The following is an 18,498-nucleotide window of genomic DNA, read 5'->3' on the forward strand; positions in this document are numbered from 1 at the left end:
ACAAATAGCGCCTATTATCAACGTAATAAAATTATCAAGAGCTCGTGATAGTTTTGTTACATTGAAAAACAAAACAAACCAACACCTTTGGGTGTCATTTAAAAACAATTTGTAAACTAATCACATCATGAAAAAACTGATCATCGCGGCGTTAGTATTAGCAGCTTCTGCCATATCGCCTAAAGTCAACGCCCAAACAAAAATGGTAGGTGGCGCGGCCATGTATCCAACAAAAAATATTGTTGAAAACGCTGTAAATTCAAAAGACCACACCACATTAGTGGCAGCCGTTAAAGCCGCAGGTTTAGTACCAACATTATCATCTGCTGGCCCATTTACCGTATTTGCACCAACTAACGAAGCATTTAATAAATTACCAGCCGGTACTGTTGATAAGCTGGTTAAACCAGAAAATAAAGTAGCTTTAACTAAGATTTTAACTTACCATGTGGTTTCCGGAAAATTAAGCGCTGCCGATTTATGGGCAAAAGTAAAAGAAGGGAATGGTAAAGCCGAACTGAGCACTGTAAGTGGTGGTACATTAACCGTTATGGCTCAAGGAAAAAAATTATACCTGGTTGATGAAAAAGGTGGTAAATCATGGATCACCATTGCCGATGTAAACCAAAGCAATGGCGTAATACATGTAGTTAATGCAGTTTTAATGCCTAATTAAGTAGTTTGCAGTGTTCAGTTTTTCAGTTTGCTAACTCATAAAAAAGCTGCAAACTGCCTACTGTTTATCGCAAACCCAAAAAGGAAACCCGGTAATGCCGGGTTTTCTTTTTGTCAGAAAATTTTAAAAAAACCGTTAAACAATTGGGTGTTTTTTTCAATTAATTAATTTTGCATGTTAATTAATTGTGAATATGAGTTTACACCTAACGCCCATAGATACCGTTGATAATATAAGCAGAGCCGATTTTGTTAACAATTACTTAAATCCGCGTAAACCTCTTATTATTCGAAAAGCCACTCAAACCTGGCCCGCTTTGCAAAAATGGACCTTTGATTATTTAAAGGAAACTGTTGGCGACCAAACCGTACCGCTGTATGATAGTTCAAAGGCCGATCCATCAAAAGCCATCAATGCATCGGCAAGTGAAATGAAATTTGCCGATTATATCGACCTCATACAAAAACAACCTACCGATCTTCGTATATTTTTGTTCGACCCCATTAAACACGCGCCAAACCTGCTGGATGATTACCGTTCACCTACTGATTTGATGGGTGGTTTCCTGGATAAATATCCTAATATGTTTTTTGGGGGTGCTGGTTCGGTTACGTTTTTACATTATGATATCGACCTTGCCCATATCTTCCACACCCATTTTAACGGGCGCAAAAAAGTGATCCTGTTTGATTATAAATGGAGTGAGCGACTGTATTGCATTCCCTTTGCTACTTATGCGCTTGAGGATTATGATATAGAAAATCCCGACTTTGAAAAATTTCCTGCTCTGGATGGTATTGAGGGGCAGGTAGCTATTTTGGAGCATGGTGATACTCTATTTATGCCTACAGGGTATTGGCACTGGATGAAATATCTGGACGGATCGTTCTCCATTTCATTGCGTGCCTGGGATAAATCATGGGCTATCAAAGCCAAAAGCCTGTATAATTTAACCATCCAACGCAAGTTTGATAATATGATGAAAGCCCGGTTTAAGAAAGATTATATGGACTGGAAAGAAAAACTGGCTATCAAGCGTGCTGAAAATGCATTAATAGCTGGCAAACCTTAATATCTATTACACTTTTTAACATAAAAGCTTATACCTTTTGGGGTTTTATTTCGTTATTTTGTTTGCTTTTCGGTATTTAAGTTAAATTAAATTTAAATAAAACAGCCGGAAAGCAAATACAATATGAGTTTTATCCTCCACCCTATTGATACTGTTGAAAATATTTCTCCTGAAGATTTTAAGAAGAACTATTTAGATCCTCGCCGCCCGTTGGTTATAAAAGGCTTGACCAAAAGCTGGCCCGCCCGCGAAAAATGGACCCCGGAATATTTAAAGCAGGTAGTAGGCAAAAAGGTAGTGCCGCTATATGATAATTCAAAAGCCGATCCTTCAAAACCCATCAACTCTTCGGCAACCGAAATGCCTTTTGATGAGTATATAGATATGATTCGCAGCCAGCCCACTGAGCTGAGGATATTTTTCTTCAACATTTTTAAACAAGCTCCGCAACTTTTGGATGATATTGTTTTACCAAAAGACCTGATGGGTGGCTTTTTAGAAAGCATGCCTGCCATGTTTTTCGGCGGCTCCAATTCCGTTACGTTTTTACATTACGATATTGATTTGCCACACATTTTCCATACGCACTTTGGCGGTCGCAAGCATGTGATCCTGTTCGAAAACAAGTGGAAACGCCGTTTATACTGCATACCAAACGCTACCTATGCTTTGGAGGATTATGATGTATTAAACCCCGATGTCAAAAAATTCCCGGCCCTCGATGGTGTAGAAGGTATTGAAGTATTTTTAGAACATGGCGATACCCTGTTTATGCCTACCGGCTACTGGCACTGGATGAAATATATCGACGGATCATACTCCCTGAGCCTGCGGGCCTGGGATGCCTCTATTAGTCGTAAAGCAGCCAGCCTGTATAACCTGGCCATTAAAGGCGGAGTCGACAGCGTATTGAAAATGGCCTTCAAAGAGAAATATGCCAAATTCCGCGAAGAACTGGCCATAAAATGGGCCAACCGTGAATTGGCAGCCGGAAAACCTTTTTAAGGTTGTAAGTTATACGTATTACATTGTACCTTTTAAAATATGCAATAGCGATGATTGAAATCATCGCTATTTTTGTTTACGTCTCAACCTCTACGAGGTATGATCACAGACAATCTTCCACTCACCTTTTATTTTTTTGAACCATAGGGTATAATAACCGCCGGGCTCATCTTTATCACGCTTCAATTTCCAGCCACCAAATAAAAAAGCATTGGTACCATCCAGCACTTTTACTTGTAGTATAGTAAAAGTAAGCTGCCCCATGGTTGCCTTATCAGGATAGGTCTTTTTATAACGCTCAATAGTACTTTTCCAGCCATAAACCGGCCCTTTTTGGCCAACAAACAGCAATGAATCTGATTTCCAGTATCCCTGCATAAAGCCATCAATATCTCCCCGGTTCCAGGCCAATTCCTGATTGTGCATTACTTTTAATATAGCTTGCCTGTCTTGCGCGTAAGAGAGGTAAGCAACAAGGATCAGGAGGCAGGATAAAATATATTTTTTCATAAATTAAAGATAATGGTTTCGTCTGATTTTTTGTCTGAACCTTGATTAGTGGGATTAAAGGATTACCACGATAAAATCCTACGAATCCTTAAATCGGGTAAATCATGGTTCAGACAAGCTGTTTAATCCCTCAAATCAATAAATCCTGTTATATTTGAAATATACTACACCAAACTTTACATCAACTTTATGGAAAATCAGGTATTAAGCTTCGGCGAAGTTTTGTGGGATGCTTTTGGCGATGGTAAAAAAGCTGGTGGTGCCCCCATGAATGTGGCAAGGCACCTGGTACAGCAAGGGGTTAATGTTGCCTTTGCAAGTTCTGTAGGAATGGATAACAGCGGCGATGGCCTGGTAAATTTTTTACAAAAAAGCGGTCTTAATTCTCCTCTTATTCAGCGCGAAGATGATTTACCTACCTGTGAGGTAACTGTGCAATTAGATGAAAACAACCAGGCTACATACGTTATACCAGAGCCTGTATCCTGGGATAATATCCAAACCACTGCCGAATTAACGGAAGCTGGCAAAAAAGCCTCAGCCATTGTATATGGTAGCCTTGCCTGTCGCAAAACCGCTACCCGCGAAACACTGCTTAACCTGCTCGATGAGACACCTGCGCTAAAAATTTTTGATGTAAACCTCCGCCCGCCGCATTATACGCTGTCTACCATAGAAACACTTGCGGCCCGCGCCCACATCGTAAAAATGAACGAAGAAGAAGCAACCCTTTTGATAGGCGGCAGTAGCGATTCACTACGTGATCAGATCATTGAGTTTCGCTCTAAATATCATAACCAAACCATTTGCGTAACCCGTGGTGAACGTGGAGCGATTGTATGGCATGATCACGAGTTTTATGAAAGCCCCGGATGCCCCGTAAAGGTAAGCGACTCGGTAGGAGCCGGCGATGCCTTCCTGGCCACTTTTGTAGCTGGTATACTCGCTAAACACCCTATGCAAACCATTGTTGATAAAGCATGTTCCGTAGGTGCCTTTGTGGCCAGTCAGCGTGGTGCTAATCCGGTTTACCCATCAGAATTACTGAACAGCCTGGCGTATTTGTAAAGTCGTTAAAACTCTAAAAACTAAATTCTAAACTCTAAGCATCTTTTAAGTATTGTCATCCTGAGAAACGAAGAATCATTTCATAATGACACGCGGAGAAAGGCCCGCTCATCAGCACATCTGTAATCTGCACATCCGCACATCTAACAGATTGTCATACTTACCTAACAATTTGCTTTAGTATACGGCAATCCAAACTTTTAAGAATAATTATCCGTTTCTTTATGTAAGAAAGGACACGATATGCGCGGTTTTGGATTTTCCAAATTTAAGCCAAACCAGATCCCTAAAGGCGGATTTGACGAATTATTAAAATTATTCCTGGAATTGCTCAACTATACTTCGGGCGATGCAGGCGAAGCTTTGGCCTGGCTTAATGAATTAGATAAACAATATAATCTCACCAATGATGACTATGGCATGGGTGATTTTATCGACGAACTGAAACAAAAAGGCTACCTGGATGAGGATCGTCAGAACGGCGGTTTCAACATCACCGCCAAAACAGAACAAAGCATCCGGCAATCGGCGCTGGAGGAAATCTTCGGCAAGCTCAAAAAATCGGGCAAAGGCAATCACCGCAGCCCTCAATCGGGTCAGGGTGATGAGAAAAATGCCGAACGCCGCGAATTTGAATTTGGTGATAGTTTGGATCAGATAGATATGACCCAATCTATCCACAACGCACAGGTTAATCACGGCATCGGCGATTTTATGATGACCGAGCGCGATCTGGAAGTAGAGGAAATGGATTATAAAACCCTTACTTCTACGGTGCTGATGATCGATATATCACACTCCATGATCCTGTACGGAGAAGACAGAATAACCCCGGCCAAAAAAGTGGCTATGGCTTTGGCCGAACTGATTCGCACCAAATACCCTAAAGATACCCTGGATATTGTTGTTTTTGGTAACGATGCCTGGCCCATTACCCTGCAGGATCTACCCTATTTACAGGTTGGCCCTTATCATACCAACACTTACGCCGGACTTGAACTCGCGACAGATCTGCTCCGCAGGCGCAAAACGCATAACAAACAAATATTTATGATCACCGATGGTAAACCTACTTGTTTAAAGGAAGGTACCCGGTACTATAAAAACAGCATCGGCCTGGACAGAAAAGTGGTAAATAAAACACTAAATATGGCAGCCCAATGCAAGCGTTTAAAAATACCCATCACCACTTTTATGATAGCTAAGGATCCGTACCTGCAGCAGTTTGTTCGTAAATTTACGGAAACCAACGGCGGCAAAGCTTTTTACAGCTCATTAACAGGCCTGGGTGAATACATTTTTGAAGACTATATTAAGAACAGAAGAAAAACGGTTCGTTAATGGGCGGATGTGCTAATCCCTAATGAACTAATGAACAATTGAACGAATGAACAAAACAGACATAAAAACCCTCGGTGAGTTAAAAAAAACTGATTATAAAAGCCGATCGGTAAAAGATGAATTGCGTGCCAACCTCATAACCCAATTAAAAAAACGCGAGGGTGGTTTTGAAGGTATTGTTGGCTTTGAAGATACTGTTATACCCGATCTGCAAACTGCCATCCTATCCAGGCACAATATACTACTACTGGGTTTACGCGGTCAGGCTAAAACCCGCATAGCACGTTTGCTGGTGAACCTTTTAGATGAATACATCCCTTACATTGAGGGTTCCGACCTGTTTGATGATCCGTATAACCCGATCTCTTGGTATGGGCATAACGCCATCACTCAATTGGGCGATGCTACCCCTATCGGCTGGATCCATCGTTCGGAACGTTATACCGAAAAGCTGGCTACCCCCGATGTTACCGTTGCCGACCTGATTGGTGATGTTGACCCTATCAAGGCAGCTACCCTAAAATTAACTTATTCTGACGAGCGGGTTATCCACTTCGGATTGATCCCCCGAGCACACCGCGGCATCTTTGTGATCAACGAGCTTCCCGACTTACAGGCACGTATCCAGGTATCATTATTTAATATCCTGCAGGAAAGAGACATCCAGATACGAGGCTTTAAACTACGTTTGCCCCTGGATATCCAGTTTGTATTTACCGCCAACCCCGAGGATTATACCAATCGTGGTTCTATTGTTACACCTTTAAAAGACCGGATCGAAAGCCAGATATTAACGCATTATCCCCGCACGGTTGAAATTTCACGTAAGATCACCCAGCAGGAAGCATCACTTACTGATGAGCAGAAAACCAATATCGAGGCAGACAGCCTGGTAAAAAACCTGGTCGAGCAGATCGCTTTTGAAGCACGTAATTCCGAATATATTGATAAAAAATCGGGTGTATCGGCACGTTTAACCATCTCGGCATTTGAAAACCTGATCAGCAATGCCGAACGCCGCATGATCATCAATAACGAAACCAGCACTTTTGTACGTATTACCGACTTTTTAGGTGTTATCCCAGCCATTACCGGCAAAATAGAACTGGTATACGAGGGTGAGCTGGAAGGCCCCGGTAAAGTGGCCAACATCCTTATCGGTAAGGCCATCAAATCATCTTTACTGGAGTTTTTCCCTGATCCGGAAAAGGCTAAAAAAGCAAAAGGTGTAAACCCTTACGCCAGCATCATCAACTGGTTTGGCGAAGGCAATAACCTGGCGCTGGTTGATGATATGCCGCTGCAGGATTACAAAAAAGCCCTTAATGAGGTGGCAGGCTTAAAAGATCTGGTTAAAAAGACACATCCGCGCCTTGCTGAAAATCAACAGTTACTATTGATGGAGTTTGTATTGCATGGCCTGTCGGAATTTTCACAATTGAATAAAGGTTTCCTGGATAATGGCTTTGCATTCTCAGATATGTTCAACAGTTTGTTTAATTTGCAGCCTGATGACGAAGATGATCTGGATTTAGATGACGATCGTTACTAATTTGAACAAAAGTTAAGTATCAAGTAGCTAGTATCAAGTAGCACGACAGCTTCAGTTTTTCATAAACCAGTCAAAAATCCTGATACTTGATACTAACTACTTGATACTAAAGATAAAATGAGGGAACAGGCACTCAACATAATACTCATCATTGCTATACTGCTGCTTATTGATCTGTATGTATTGCACGGCATACGCGGCGCCTTTAAAAAATGGAAGTTGCCTCACTCGGGCGACTTTACTTTTTTTTACTGGTTAGTTTCTGTTTTACTAATAGCCGGTTTATTATTTTCTGTTTACATCAAGTTGGGTATGGGCGCACGCGCCGCGACATTGATGATATTTTTCCTGATCTTCTTAGGTAAAATATCTTTTTTACCCTTCTTGATGATCGATGATCTGCGACGAATGCTGATTTTGAGACGGGATCGACTAAAAAGAAAACCTGAAGACATCAGCATACCACCAAAGGAACATGCCATCCCCCGTTCAGAATTCCTGATGAAGGCCGGTTTATTAGCTGGTTCCATTCCGCTGGCGGCTATCAGGATCAGTATGCCTAAAGGATTGTATGATTATCATGTAAAATATCAAACCATGTACCTGCCCAATTTGCCTAAGGCTTTTGACGGCATCAAGTTGGGTCAAATATCAGATATACACTCGGGCAGCTTTTACAATAAAAAAGCGGTATTGGGTGGTGTGGAAATGCTGCTTAAAGAAAAAGCCGATCTGATATTTTTCACGGGCGACCTGGTAAACGGGCAGGCCAACGAAATGATCCATTACCGGGATATTTTCGCTAAAGTAAAAGCACCGCTCGGCGTGTATAGTTCGCTCGGCAACCATGATTATGGTGATTATGGAAAATGGCCTTCCCTCGCTGATAAAAAGAAAGATCATGAGTATCTGATAGCCACTCATAAAAGTATGGGCTGGGACCTGTTGCTTAACGAACACCGCCGATTAAAAGTAGATGGCGAAGAAATAGGCATTTTAGGAGTTGAGAACTGGGGCGAGCTGAGTATTTTTCCCAAATATGGCCGCATGGATCTGGCCACTAAAAATACCGATGATTTACCGGTAAAACTATTATTGTCTCATGATCCCTCGCATTGGCGCGGAGAAGTGCTGCCGCAGTACCCACAAATAGATGCTATGTTTTCGGGCCATACCCATGGCATGCAGTTTGGCGTTCGTACCGAACATTTGCAATGGAGCCCCATAGAGTATATTTATAAAGAATGGGCAGGCCTGTACCAGGAAGGCAAACAACAGCTATATGTAAACGTAGGATACGGTTTTGTTGGATTAGCCGGTAGAGTTGGAATATTACCGGAGATTACGATATTTACATTAAAAGCCGGCCAGGACCCTTCGGGATACCGATCATAACAGATCAAAATGCAGGCGGACATTCATAACAAATGAAAAAAATATTTCAACCTGTTTTTGATTTTCTGCTGTTCAGTAATATTTTCATGTCGCTTTGCGCTGTCGCCCAGGCTTTGCTCACTTTCCAACTCATCGGCGAAAAACCAATGTTTCCGGTTTTAGGACTGCTGTTTACATCAACCCTGGGCATTTACAATTTTTGTATCCTTATTACACGCCCCAAGCACCCGGAAACTTCATCCTATAAACGCGTACGCTGGTTTTTTGGGCATTACCGGCTTATGGTAACCTTTACCATTGTATCCCTGCTGTCCCTAATCCCTCTGTTTTTCTTAATCACTACAGAATCAAAAATCCTGCTTATTTTTTTGGGGGGGCTGTCTTTTAGCTATGGCCTGCCGCTTTTCACTATTGGCGATCATAAGTTTGGGTTACGCAATATACCCGGTTTAAAACCATTCCTAATCACCCTGGTATGGACATTAAGCTGTGTATTATTCCCCGTACTGGAGATATTACACCTGCATACCAATGATATCTCCATGCACAATATTACCATACTAATAGCCAAACGCTTTTTGTTTATCGGCGCGCTTACTATCCCCTTTGATATCCGCGATCTGTTTGACGACCGCCAACAGGGTCTTAAAACCATTCCCGTTGCCTTGGGCGAAAAAAAGGCCTATATATTTTGCCAGGTTCTGCTAGCTGGTTATGTTGTTTTGCTATTCCTTTTCAGGAATAATGGTTTTAGTACCGATTTTTGGGCGCTAACCTTCACTGTAATATTAACAGGTTGGCTCATATTCAAATCGGCCTGGGAAAAGAATGAGTACTACTATTTCTTTTATATGGATGGGGTGCTCATATTACAATATGTGATATTGATGGCATTCCATTTTGCTTTTGGCCATTAAATAATTATGGCGGCTAGCTTCAACAATTCAGCCTGGTTCTATGACCGCCTTTCGCGCCTGGTATATGGTAATGCCCTGGTGAGCGCCCAGCTATATCTGCTTAGTTTTATTGAGCCGGGCTCCCGGGTACTTATTGTGGGTGGCGGTACCGGATGGATATTGGAAGAACTTACAAAAATACACTCATCCGGCCTATATATCACTTATGTGGAGGTAGCACCAGCGATGATGGCTTTATCAAAAAAAAGAGACATTGGCGGTAATACAGTAATTTATGTTCAAAATGCAATTGAACAGGTAAACTTAGCACCCGGTTTTGATGCGGTGATAACCCCTTTTCTGTTCGACAATTTCACCGAGCAAACTTTACGTATCGTATTTACCCATATCCATGCCTTGCTAAAGCCACAGGGTCTTTGGCTTAATGCCGATTTTCAACTTACCGGCAGGTGGTGGCAGCGGTTTTTATTGAAAAGCATGTTTGTTTTTTTCCGGCTGATCTGCGGCATTGAGGCAAGTAAATTACCAGAGATAAAAAGTTGTTTTACCACTGATAACTATACCATGGTAGATGAAAAGACTTTTTTTAATAATTTTATAGTGGCCAGCGTGTATAGAAGAAATCTCGTAATCCCCTAAAGGGGGGACAACGAGTTATCTTTTATTAGCACTTAGCATTCTAGGCCGCACAGAATTACCCAAAGGCGTAAAGTTCCCAAGATCCTTGTAAAGAAACTCCGAAGAACTAAATAACATGGTTTACATGTAAACCCACTAATTAGCACATAAGCCCCCCTTTAGGAGGTTGGGGGTACTATTGATTATATACAAACTTGTAGCCTATTCCTCTTACGGTTTGCAGGTATTGCGGCGAATCGGCATTGGTTTCGATCTTTTTACGTAAGCGTACAATGTGCATGTCCAGGGTGCGTGTATTTACATCGGCATTATAACCCCAAACTTCCATCATCAGTTCTTCGCGATTGATTACCTTGTTTTTATTTTTCAGAAAGTAAAGCAATATCCGGTTCTCCAGTATGGTTAGTTCAATTTTGCGGTTATCTCTGATCAGGAGGTGCGTATTGGGCAAATGCTCCATATTGGCAAAACGGTATGATTCTGTTTTTTCGCTGTTAAGGGAGAATTTGATCTTATTGTCGATCATAGCTACCAGCACATCCATATTAAATGGCTTGGTAATATAATCGGATACACCAAAATTATACGCCTCTATTTTGTCCACATCCTGGGCTTTGGCCGTCATCATGATAATCAACTTATCATATCCCTTTTCCCTGATATTGCTACACACTTGCGATCCGGGTTTACCGGGCAGCATCCAATCCAACAACACGATATCCGGTTGCTCGTCCAGAATAATATTTTCGGCATCGTCGCCATTATCAGCTTCCAATACTTTATATCCTTCTGATTGCAAACGCTCTGCTACCAGGAAACGCAGGTTTTCATCATCTTCAACCAGCGCGATTTTAATTTCTTTGTTCATATTTTAATTTTCATATGGAAGCGTAACTATAAATTCCGAACCCTCATTAACTTTACTGTGAACTATGATATCGCCATCCATAAAATTAACCAGTTCTTTACAAAATGCCAAACCCAGGCCAACGCTTCCGTTTTGGTTATACTGATTCTCTATCCTGTAAAATTTTTTAAATATATTATTCAGCTCTTCTTTAGGTATACCTATCCCCCGGTCAACAAATGAAAATACAATATCACCCTTTTTATGCATAATATTGATGTTCAGTTCTTTTTTTTGCGGATGGGAGTACTTATAAGCATTTTCGATAAGGTTTTGAAACACACTGCCCAACAAAACAGGGTCGGTATAAAAGGTTTGTACTCCGTTTATTTTACAACTCAATTTAAAGTCGGGATATTTTATTTTAAAGGTCTCGGTGTATCGGCCTACAAAATCCTCTACAACTATTTCTTCCTTTTTGAGCGTGATGGACTTATTCTCCAGTTGGGTAAATGACAAGAGTTTATTCATCAAATCATTGAGCTTATCCGCCTCTTCATCCAGTATTTTGCCATAATGCTTACGCTGTCTTTCGGTAAGCTCTCCGTCGCCACGCAGGTTGGAGCCCGCTATTTTTATAACGCTTACCGGTGTCTTAAATTCATGGGTGAAGTTATTGATAAAGTCATACTGTAACTTAAACAGCTTGATGTTGACATTAAGGTTGCGGTAAATAAGCCAGCCGATAAGTACCAGAAAAAGCGATATCAACAGCACCACTGCGCCTATGGGCATAAATCGCCGGTTAATTTCATTGGCCAGGTAACCTCGCTCTGAACTGAAATACAGCTTATAATCGGAAAACGAGCCCGGGAACGAAACTTCGGTTATCAGCTTATCTCCTTCGCTGTCCACAGGATCATAAACAACAGGCTGTATGGATACATTCTGATACAGTTCATGTCTTGTGTTCTTTATTTTTAACCGGTACGGATCGAGATGAAAGCTCATCATATTTTGTTTGTACGATGCCTTAACGGTATTGCGTTGCTGTAAGTCGCGGTATATTTTGATATCCTCGCGCCGTAATATATTGGTGTAACTGATTTTATTGGGTTTTACATCCCAAAATGTTTTAAACAGTTCATCCTGACTGGATACCCGGCTTGTATCGGAAAAAGCGATATAATTATTAAGCTTAACTGCCATCTCCTTAAAGTCCGACTCATCAGAAGGGCTGATCCTTTTAGCCCCAAAAACCTTCCCTTTTTTATACCAGTATTGATATATCGACCGTACTGATATATCCAGATTGTTTCTACGGATGGTGATAGGGGTTTTAGTTCCTATCAGTACATCATAAAAAACAATACTTCGCACAAAAGCATAATCATGAAAAACAGATGCCGCGTACTTAGCCGCCGAGACAGAATCTAAAAAACCCTGGTATGAGGTGATCTCCGGTATCTTATTCTGAAAAAAATCATTATATGGCTTTATGGTTTGCTCCAATACCTCAATTTTTTTTGAACCAAACTCGTTTTCGACATATTTTGCCGTTAAGTTATAAGATACAAAAAGAGCCACTACAAAAGTTACCGATATGAGCACCAAAAATATGATGATCAGCAAAAAGCTTTTGCGGTAAACATTTTTATATACAGGCATAAGGGGTATTAAGGTTTAACCCGCATATTGTAATCCAGGAATTTTTCAATCTCGGCGTACATTTCCATGCGGTTATGCTCATTTCTGAAAAAAGCCCGTTCATTGGGTTTTAAAAAGTATTTTACATCAACATTGCGTTTACGCAGTTCGCGCACAAACTGGTTAAGCTCACTGATATTGGCGCGTTGATCTTTAGCTCCCTGAAAAATAATTAGAGGGGCTTTTATTTTATCAGTATGAAACACGGGCGAAATAGCTCTGAGTTGATCGGCATCTGTTTCGGGATTGCCAACCATTTCATATATCATTTTTAAATAGGGTTTTAAGAATGGTGGTGCATCCTTAATAAAAGTAAAAAAGTTAATAAGCCCGTTTTGCACCACAGCGCAATTATAAAGCTCGGGATGAAATGAAATACCGTACAATGCCGAGAAACCACCAAAACCATTACCAAAAATGGCTATCTTTTTTGGGTTGGCTATTTTTTGAGCTATAAGCCAGCGCACTCCGTCGGTTATATCATCCTGTATTTTACCACCAACCTGCTTAAACCCTGCACTTCGGAAGGCTTTACCGTATCCTGTTGAACCACGATAATTAACCTGAAATACTGCGTATCCTCTGTTGGCTAAAAACTGAACGCGTTCATCATATCCCCAGGAGTCGCGGTTGCGCCAAAGCTCATCATGTGGTATAATTACTACTGGTAAATTGGTATGTTTACTACCCTGTGGTAAGGTTAAATATCCGTTGAGCAGCAAACCATCACGCGCTTTGTAGGAGATTGCCTTCATGGCACAAAGTTTTTCGGGCAATAAACCAGGATTAACATCGCCCAGCCTGGTTAGTTTATCCGTACTTTTTTCATACAGATAAAAGGATCCCGGGTTACGGTCGGTATAAGTATTCAGGATAAATTTATTTTCGGCACTGTCCCTATCTATCACCCTTATTTCATTGCCTTTGAGTTCCGGCCGCTGCAATAAGCTATTATATATTTGCTCAACAGCGGGTATCAGAAAATGTTTATGTGGTATTGAATCTTCCCAGGAGGCAAATTCAGCCCTGTGCTTGTTCCTGGAATATTCTACATTCAATATATCGGCCTTGCCGCAGCTAAAAATTGTTTTTTGCTCCTTACCGTCTTCAGCATTAATCTCTACCAAAGCCGTTTTATCACGATTAACGTTTGACAGGGCATAGAAATAGTTTTTCACTCCCGTAAAGGCAATTGGCTTTACGGAGTTTTTAAAGTTATTCTCAATGATCGGTTTAAATGGAGTATCATCACTGGGTCGGTATGATATGGTTTCATTTACCCCATCTGATGATTTAACCAGACGTATTTTGCCATCAGCATCAGGGAACCATTCCGTTAGGTTACCGGGATTGATCAGGTAAGGTTTCAGCTCACCTGTTTTTATATTGAGGCGATAGATATCAAAATTCGCAGGGTCGCGTTTATTCATTTTAATGGTGATCACATTGGGTTCACTCCTGCTGCGGTTAAGCATGCCCACCTTTACCCTGTTTAAGCTGAGCACCGTGCGCAATTTAAGCGAATCCACATCGATAGCGTACATTTTGAAACTGTCGAAATCGATAGCTTCATGGCTGAATACCAATTGATCATTATAGGTCCAGAAATAATCGGGGCGTACGGAAAAATCATCAAAAGAGGTTATCATATGCTCCTTACCGTCGCTTAGCGATTGCACAAAAAGGTTCCTCTTTTCCCTGTATGATTTTAGATAGGATACATACTTACCATCGGGCGATAGTTTATAAAACATCTTTTCCGGCGCTTTAAAAAAATCGGCAATAGGAATTTGCCTCGCTTTATTCTTGCAGGAATATAAGGTTAGTATAAAAACAATTAACAATAGATGTCTCAATCGGCCCAACATGGTAATCACCCCAATTTTATTATTCTGGTCAAATTAGCTAAATAACTTAATGTTATCAAAATGTCACTACAATTTTACCCACCTATAACGTTATATACTATTAAAATACTTTCGCCGAAACGTGGTAATTATTAATTGACTATTTTTGAGCAGATGAGGGCTTTATTAAATACTGTTATTATTGTTTTGGTAATGGCAACCCGGCTTTTTGCCCAGGATAACGACCTGCAATTAGCCAAACAATATGCCAGCAATGGCGAGCCGCAAAAAGCCCTGGATATATACCAGAAACTATACAAACAGAACAACGAAGGCTATTACTCCTACTATGTGAATACCCTAATCAGTCTTAAAAAATTTGATGAGGCCGAAAGTGTGGTAAAAAAGCTGGTACGCAAACACCCCAATGAAAATCAGTACCAGATAACCCTGGGCACAGTTTATACTCAAGAGGGCAATCTGAGCAAGGCCGACGCCATTTATGACAACCTGATCAAAAACCTGCCCGCCGATCGTAATGAAATAGCTATGTTGGCCGGTCAGTTTTACCAGAGCGCTAATTTGGATTATGCCATCAAGATATTTCAGCAGGGCCGCAAAACGCTCAACAGCAACGAAGCGTTCACCTATGAGCTCATCAATCTTTACCGTTTTAAAAGGGATAAAATAAACCTTACCGAAGAATATCTGAACTTTTTGCCGGCGAATCCCAATTTCATTGCCCAGGCCGAAAACGCTTTTGCCACCATTTATGAGGGTGATGTGGATTATAACATGCTAAAATCAAACCTGCTAAGACGCATACAAAAAGATCCGCAGCAAACGATATATGCCGAACTGCTTACCTGGCAATTTATGCAACAAAAGGAATTTGACCTGGCCCTAAACCAGGCGCTGGCCTTAAGCCGCAGGCAAAATGACGATGGCACCAACATTTTTGAACTTTGCCGCACCCTAAGCTCCAACGAAGCTTATGACGCTGCTATACGTGGATATGAATATATCATTAGCAAGGGTAAAACATCACCCATGTACATCCCCGCCAAAATTGAGCTCATCAACACTAAAAATTTAAAAGTAACCTCGGGTAAATACCTCCCTGCCGATTTGACCGGTTTGGAGCAGGATTATAATGACCTCCTGACCGAATTTGGGCGCAATAACAGTACCGTTTTTGCCATGCAGAAACTGGCTAACCTGCAGGCATTCAAACTGCATAAACTTAACGAAGCCCAAAAACTGCTGGAAGACGCCGTAAATATTCCCAACATCAGGCCCGAACTGCTGGCTTCCTGCAAACTCGACTTGGGCGATATATACCTCATCAACAAACAGCCCTGGGAGGCCACCCTCTTATACAGCCAGGTAGAGAAGGATTTTCCGAACACCGATATTAACCAGGATGCCAAATTCCGGAACGCCAAACTGGCTTATTATACCGGCGATTTTACCTGGGCCAAAGGACAGCTTAATGTATTGAAGGCCGCCACATCGCAATTAATTGCCAATGATGCCCTCAATTTACAATTGCTGATCAACGATAATACGACTGCCGACAGCGTAGGCAATGCCCTGAAAATATATGCCCGGGCCGATCTGCTGATATTTGCCGAACAACCCGAAAAGGCTGTGATGACGCTGGACAGCATCGATAAAAAATTCCCGAACAATAGTCTGAGGGATGATATCCTGATGTCGAAATCAAGGATACTGATACAGCAAAAAAACTATGCCGCCGCCGTGCCCCTCCTCAAAAAAATAGCCGACGGCCACCCTAATGACCTTTGGGCCGATGATGCCGTTTTTATGCTGGGTGATATCTATGAAAACCGCCTTGACGATAAAGCCAGCGCCAAAGTCTGGTACGAAAAGATAGTCAAAAACTACCCTGGCAGCCTCTGGATCAATGAAGCCCGTAAGCGTTTCAGACTATTAAGGGGCGATAAGGCGGATTCCTGAGGATTCATTGGTTTATTGATTTATTAGTAAATTATGTTAAAAAGTGGGTTTACATGGTTTACACTTTTCATAGTTTACATTATTTTAAATAATTGAAAATCAATTATTTAAAATATTTTTTATCAAAAAAACCGGTTTACAGTGTAAACCCATAAATAATAAGGTTTACATTGATCAGCTTTAAGCAAAGTACTCAGGAAACCCTTAAATAACCTGAACTGCTTAAGTTCATCGGGCAGTACCCGTTCAACTAATGAACAACTGAACCAATGAACTAATAAACCAATTAACTACTTTTGCAGCACCATGATTGTATACAACGACACCATAATAATTGAAGAAAGCATTCACGATGAGTGGCTTAACTGGATCAAGACTGTTCATATACCTGCTATAATGGCTACGGGCTGTTTCCGGTCATACAAGATATTGACTGTTATAGACTCGCCTAACGAGGGAGTTACCTACTGCATCCAGTATAATGCCGATAGCATTGAACAGTTCCAGCAGTTTTACATGAACCACCTGCATAAGTTTCAGGCTATCCATCAGCAGCAGTTTGATGAGAAATTTGTGATGTTCAATACCCTGATGAAAGAGGTAGAATAAAAACTTTTTAAACCTTAAATTTTAACATTTTTGTAGCCAAAAACGGGGTAAAATTACTCGGAAACTGTTTGGGAACCCTCATTTTAACAAATTCCAGCGCAATTTTGAGCAGCTTTTTAAACTTTAAAAAGTTTTAATTTATTGGCTGTCAAATAATGACATAAATAGTTTATTTCTTCACTTTCCCCCCTTAAATAAAACAGCCCGGCGTTCTTATTTGCAGAACGTCGGGCTGTTTTGTATTATAATATACGGAATTTTCGTGGCAATCACAAACTATCCGCCTTTTAAAAAGGGTGTCATGCTGAGCCCCGTCGAAGCATGGTGGGCAGGCCTGTGCGCACGTCCTTCGACAAGCTCAGGATGACAGGCCATCATATTTAAAGACTTACGAAGTTTTGAAAACTTCGTAAGTCTGGGTCTGGAAGGACACTTGCGGTAACAGTACCGGGATTATCTGCACATCTAAAACCTGCACATCCACACATCAAAAAGTTCCCCCTTTAGGGGGCCTTTACTTAGTGATCAAATTATACAACTCATCCAATCGTGGGGTGAGCACAATTTCGATGCGCCTGTTTTTGGCACGGGCCTCATTGGTTGGGGCAGGATCGATGGGTTGGAACTCACTCTTACCTGTAGCCGTTAACCGGTGCGGGTCAACTTTTTCAACTTCAGTTAAGTAGCGGGTCACGGAAGTGGCTCGCAGTACGCTCAGGTCCCAGTTATCTTTGATCTGGCCCAGGTTAATTACCTTTTTATCGTCGGTATGCCCTTCAATGGCCATGTTAATATCGGGTTCTTTGTTCAGTACTACAGCCAGTTGTTTCAGGGCGGCTTTGCCTTTATCGTCAATCACAATACTGCCCGACGGGAACAGCAGCTTATCGGCCAATGATACATATACTTTGCCGTTACGGATATCAACCGTTAAACCACTTTGCTGAAAGCCCAGCAAGGCCTGCTGCAATTTATTTTTGAGCGCGTTGGCGGCCTCATCGCGTTTACGCAAGATATCTTCCACCTCTTTTAAGCGGGCTTCGCGTTTTTCCAGGTCGGCAGCCAGGCGTTTTAGTTTTGACGAGCTGGTGCTCAGGTTACTGTTCAGAGCACTGTTGTTATTACTCAGGTTGGCCAGTTCACGGTGCAGGCGCATGGTATCGGCCCTGAGCTGAAAAACCTGGGTTTCCAATGTTTCGGTACGGGTGGTTAAAGAATCGCGTTCGGCAATCAAAGCTTTGTAGGCCTTTGGCGACATGATCTTACAGGAAGAATAAAAGGTAAGACTCAGAACCAGGGCCAACAGATAGTAGGTGATCTTCATTGTGATATA

General features: G+C 41.5%; 16 protein-coding genes. 11 read left to right on the forward strand and 5 right to left on the reverse strand.

What is annotated here, in order from left to right; genetic code table 11:
• Positions 1 to 127 precede the first annotated feature (127 nt).
• The 3 genes from FHW89_RS13710 (at position 128) to FHW89_RS13720 (ending at position 2,753) form a co-directional block, all read left to right on the forward strand.
• A complete protein-coding gene (locus FHW89_RS13710; RefSeq protein WP_172335618.1) occupies positions 128 to 676 on the forward strand; it encodes a fasciclin domain-containing protein in 549 nt (182 codons plus the stop codon).
• Positions 677 to 869: 193 nt separating this feature from the next.
• The gene (locus tag FHW89_RS13715; protein ID WP_172335619.1) at positions 870 to 1,748 is read left to right on the forward strand and encodes a cupin-like domain-containing protein; all 879 of its coding nucleotides are present in this window, start codon (positions 870 to 872) and stop codon (positions 1,746 to 1,748) included.
• 123 nt (positions 1,749 to 1,871) lie between these two features.
• Positions 1,872 to 2,753, forward strand: a complete 882-nt coding sequence (locus FHW89_RS13720; protein WP_172335620.1) for a cupin-like domain-containing protein — start codon at positions 1,872 to 1,874, stop codon at positions 2,751 to 2,753.
• Positions 2,754 to 2,843: 90 nt separating this feature from the next.
• Here the strand turns inward: FHW89_RS13720 and FHW89_RS13725 are convergent, their stop codons facing one another.
• Positions 2,844 to 3,263 carry a DUF4440 domain-containing protein gene (locus FHW89_RS13725; protein ID WP_172335621.1) on the reverse strand — a complete coding sequence of 140 codons (420 nt, stop codon included), beginning with the start codon at positions 3,261 to 3,263 and terminating at the stop codon, positions 2,844 to 2,846.
• Positions 3,264 to 3,452: 189 nt separating this feature from the next.
• On the opposite strand from FHW89_RS13725, the gene FHW89_RS13730 reads away from it, so the two are divergent.
• From FHW89_RS13730 to FHW89_RS13755, 6 genes are all read left to right on the forward strand, one after another.
• Entirely contained in the window at positions 3,453 to 4,331 is an 879-nt protein-coding gene (locus tag FHW89_RS13730) for a carbohydrate kinase (RefSeq protein ID WP_172335622.1), read from the forward strand.
• 243 nt (positions 4,332 to 4,574) lie between these two features.
• The gene (locus FHW89_RS13735) at positions 4,575 to 5,672 is read left to right on the forward strand and encodes a VWA domain-containing protein (RefSeq protein ID WP_166091302.1); all 1,098 of its coding nucleotides are present in this window, start codon (positions 4,575 to 4,577) and stop codon (positions 5,670 to 5,672) included.
• A gap of 46 nt (positions 5,673 to 5,718) precedes the next feature.
• Positions 5,719 to 7,224, forward strand: a complete 1,506-nt coding sequence (locus FHW89_RS13740) for a sigma 54-interacting transcriptional regulator (RefSeq protein WP_172335623.1) — start codon at positions 5,719 to 5,721, stop codon at positions 7,222 to 7,224.
• A 117-nt stretch (positions 7,225 to 7,341) separates the two neighbouring features.
• Positions 7,342 to 8,619 carry a metallophosphoesterase gene (locus tag FHW89_RS13745; protein ID WP_172335624.1) on the forward strand — a complete coding sequence of 426 codons (1,278 nt, stop codon included), beginning with the start codon at positions 7,342 to 7,344 and terminating at the stop codon, positions 8,617 to 8,619.
• A 32-nt stretch (positions 8,620 to 8,651) separates the two neighbouring features.
• Complete coding sequence (locus FHW89_RS13750; RefSeq protein ID WP_253952232.1) at positions 8,652 to 9,536, forward strand: hypothetical protein; 885 nt, start codon at positions 8,652 to 8,654, stop codon at positions 9,534 to 9,536.
• 6 nt (positions 9,537 to 9,542) lie between these two features.
• Positions 9,543 to 10,175, forward strand: a complete 633-nt coding sequence (locus FHW89_RS13755; protein WP_172335625.1) for a class I SAM-dependent methyltransferase — start codon at positions 9,543 to 9,545, stop codon at positions 10,173 to 10,175.
• 175 nt (positions 10,176 to 10,350) lie between these two features.
• Here the strand turns inward: FHW89_RS13755 and FHW89_RS13760 are convergent, their stop codons facing one another.
• From FHW89_RS13760 to FHW89_RS13770, 3 genes are read right to left on the reverse strand one after another with little or no spacing between them, the layout of a single operon-like run.
• The gene (locus FHW89_RS13760; RefSeq protein ID WP_172335626.1) at positions 10,351 to 11,043 is read right to left on the reverse strand and encodes a response regulator transcription factor; all 693 of its coding nucleotides are present in this window, start codon (positions 11,041 to 11,043) and stop codon (positions 10,351 to 10,353) included.
• 3 nt (positions 11,044 to 11,046) lie between these two features.
• Positions 11,047 to 12,690 (reverse strand): sensor histidine kinase KdpD, encoded by a 1,644-nt coding sequence (locus FHW89_RS13765; protein ID WP_172335627.1) that lies wholly within the window; start codon positions 12,688 to 12,690, stop codon positions 11,047 to 11,049.
• A gap of 8 nt (positions 12,691 to 12,698) precedes the next feature.
• Entirely contained in the window at positions 12,699 to 14,483 is a 1,785-nt protein-coding gene (locus FHW89_RS13770; protein ID WP_172335628.1) for a S9 family peptidase, read from the reverse strand.
• A 267-nt stretch (positions 14,484 to 14,750) separates the two neighbouring features.
• On the opposite strand from FHW89_RS13770, the gene FHW89_RS13775 reads away from it, so the two are divergent.
• Together FHW89_RS13775 and FHW89_RS13780 are read left to right on the forward strand one after the other, a co-directional pair.
• Positions 14,751 to 16,556, forward strand: coding sequence for a tetratricopeptide repeat protein (locus FHW89_RS13775; protein ID WP_172335629.1), 1,806 nt, complete (start codon positions 14,751 to 14,753; stop codon positions 16,554 to 16,556).
• Positions 16,557 to 16,862: 306 nt separating this feature from the next.
• Positions 16,863 to 17,165, forward strand: coding sequence for a DUF4286 family protein (locus tag FHW89_RS13780; RefSeq protein ID WP_172335630.1), 303 nt, complete (start codon positions 16,863 to 16,865; stop codon positions 17,163 to 17,165).
• Between the two features lie 514 nt (positions 17,166 to 17,679).
• Here the strand turns inward: FHW89_RS13780 and FHW89_RS13785 are convergent.
• Complete coding sequence (locus tag FHW89_RS13785; protein WP_172335631.1) at positions 17,680 to 18,489, reverse strand: OmpA family protein; 810 nt, start codon at positions 18,487 to 18,489, stop codon at positions 17,680 to 17,682.
• Positions 18,490 to 18,498: the final 9 nt, after the last annotated feature.

It is taken from the genome of Mucilaginibacter sp. SG564 (genome assembly GCF_013149275.1).
Lineage (GTDB): Bacteria > Bacteroidota > Bacteroidia > Sphingobacteriales > Sphingobacteriaceae > Mucilaginibacter.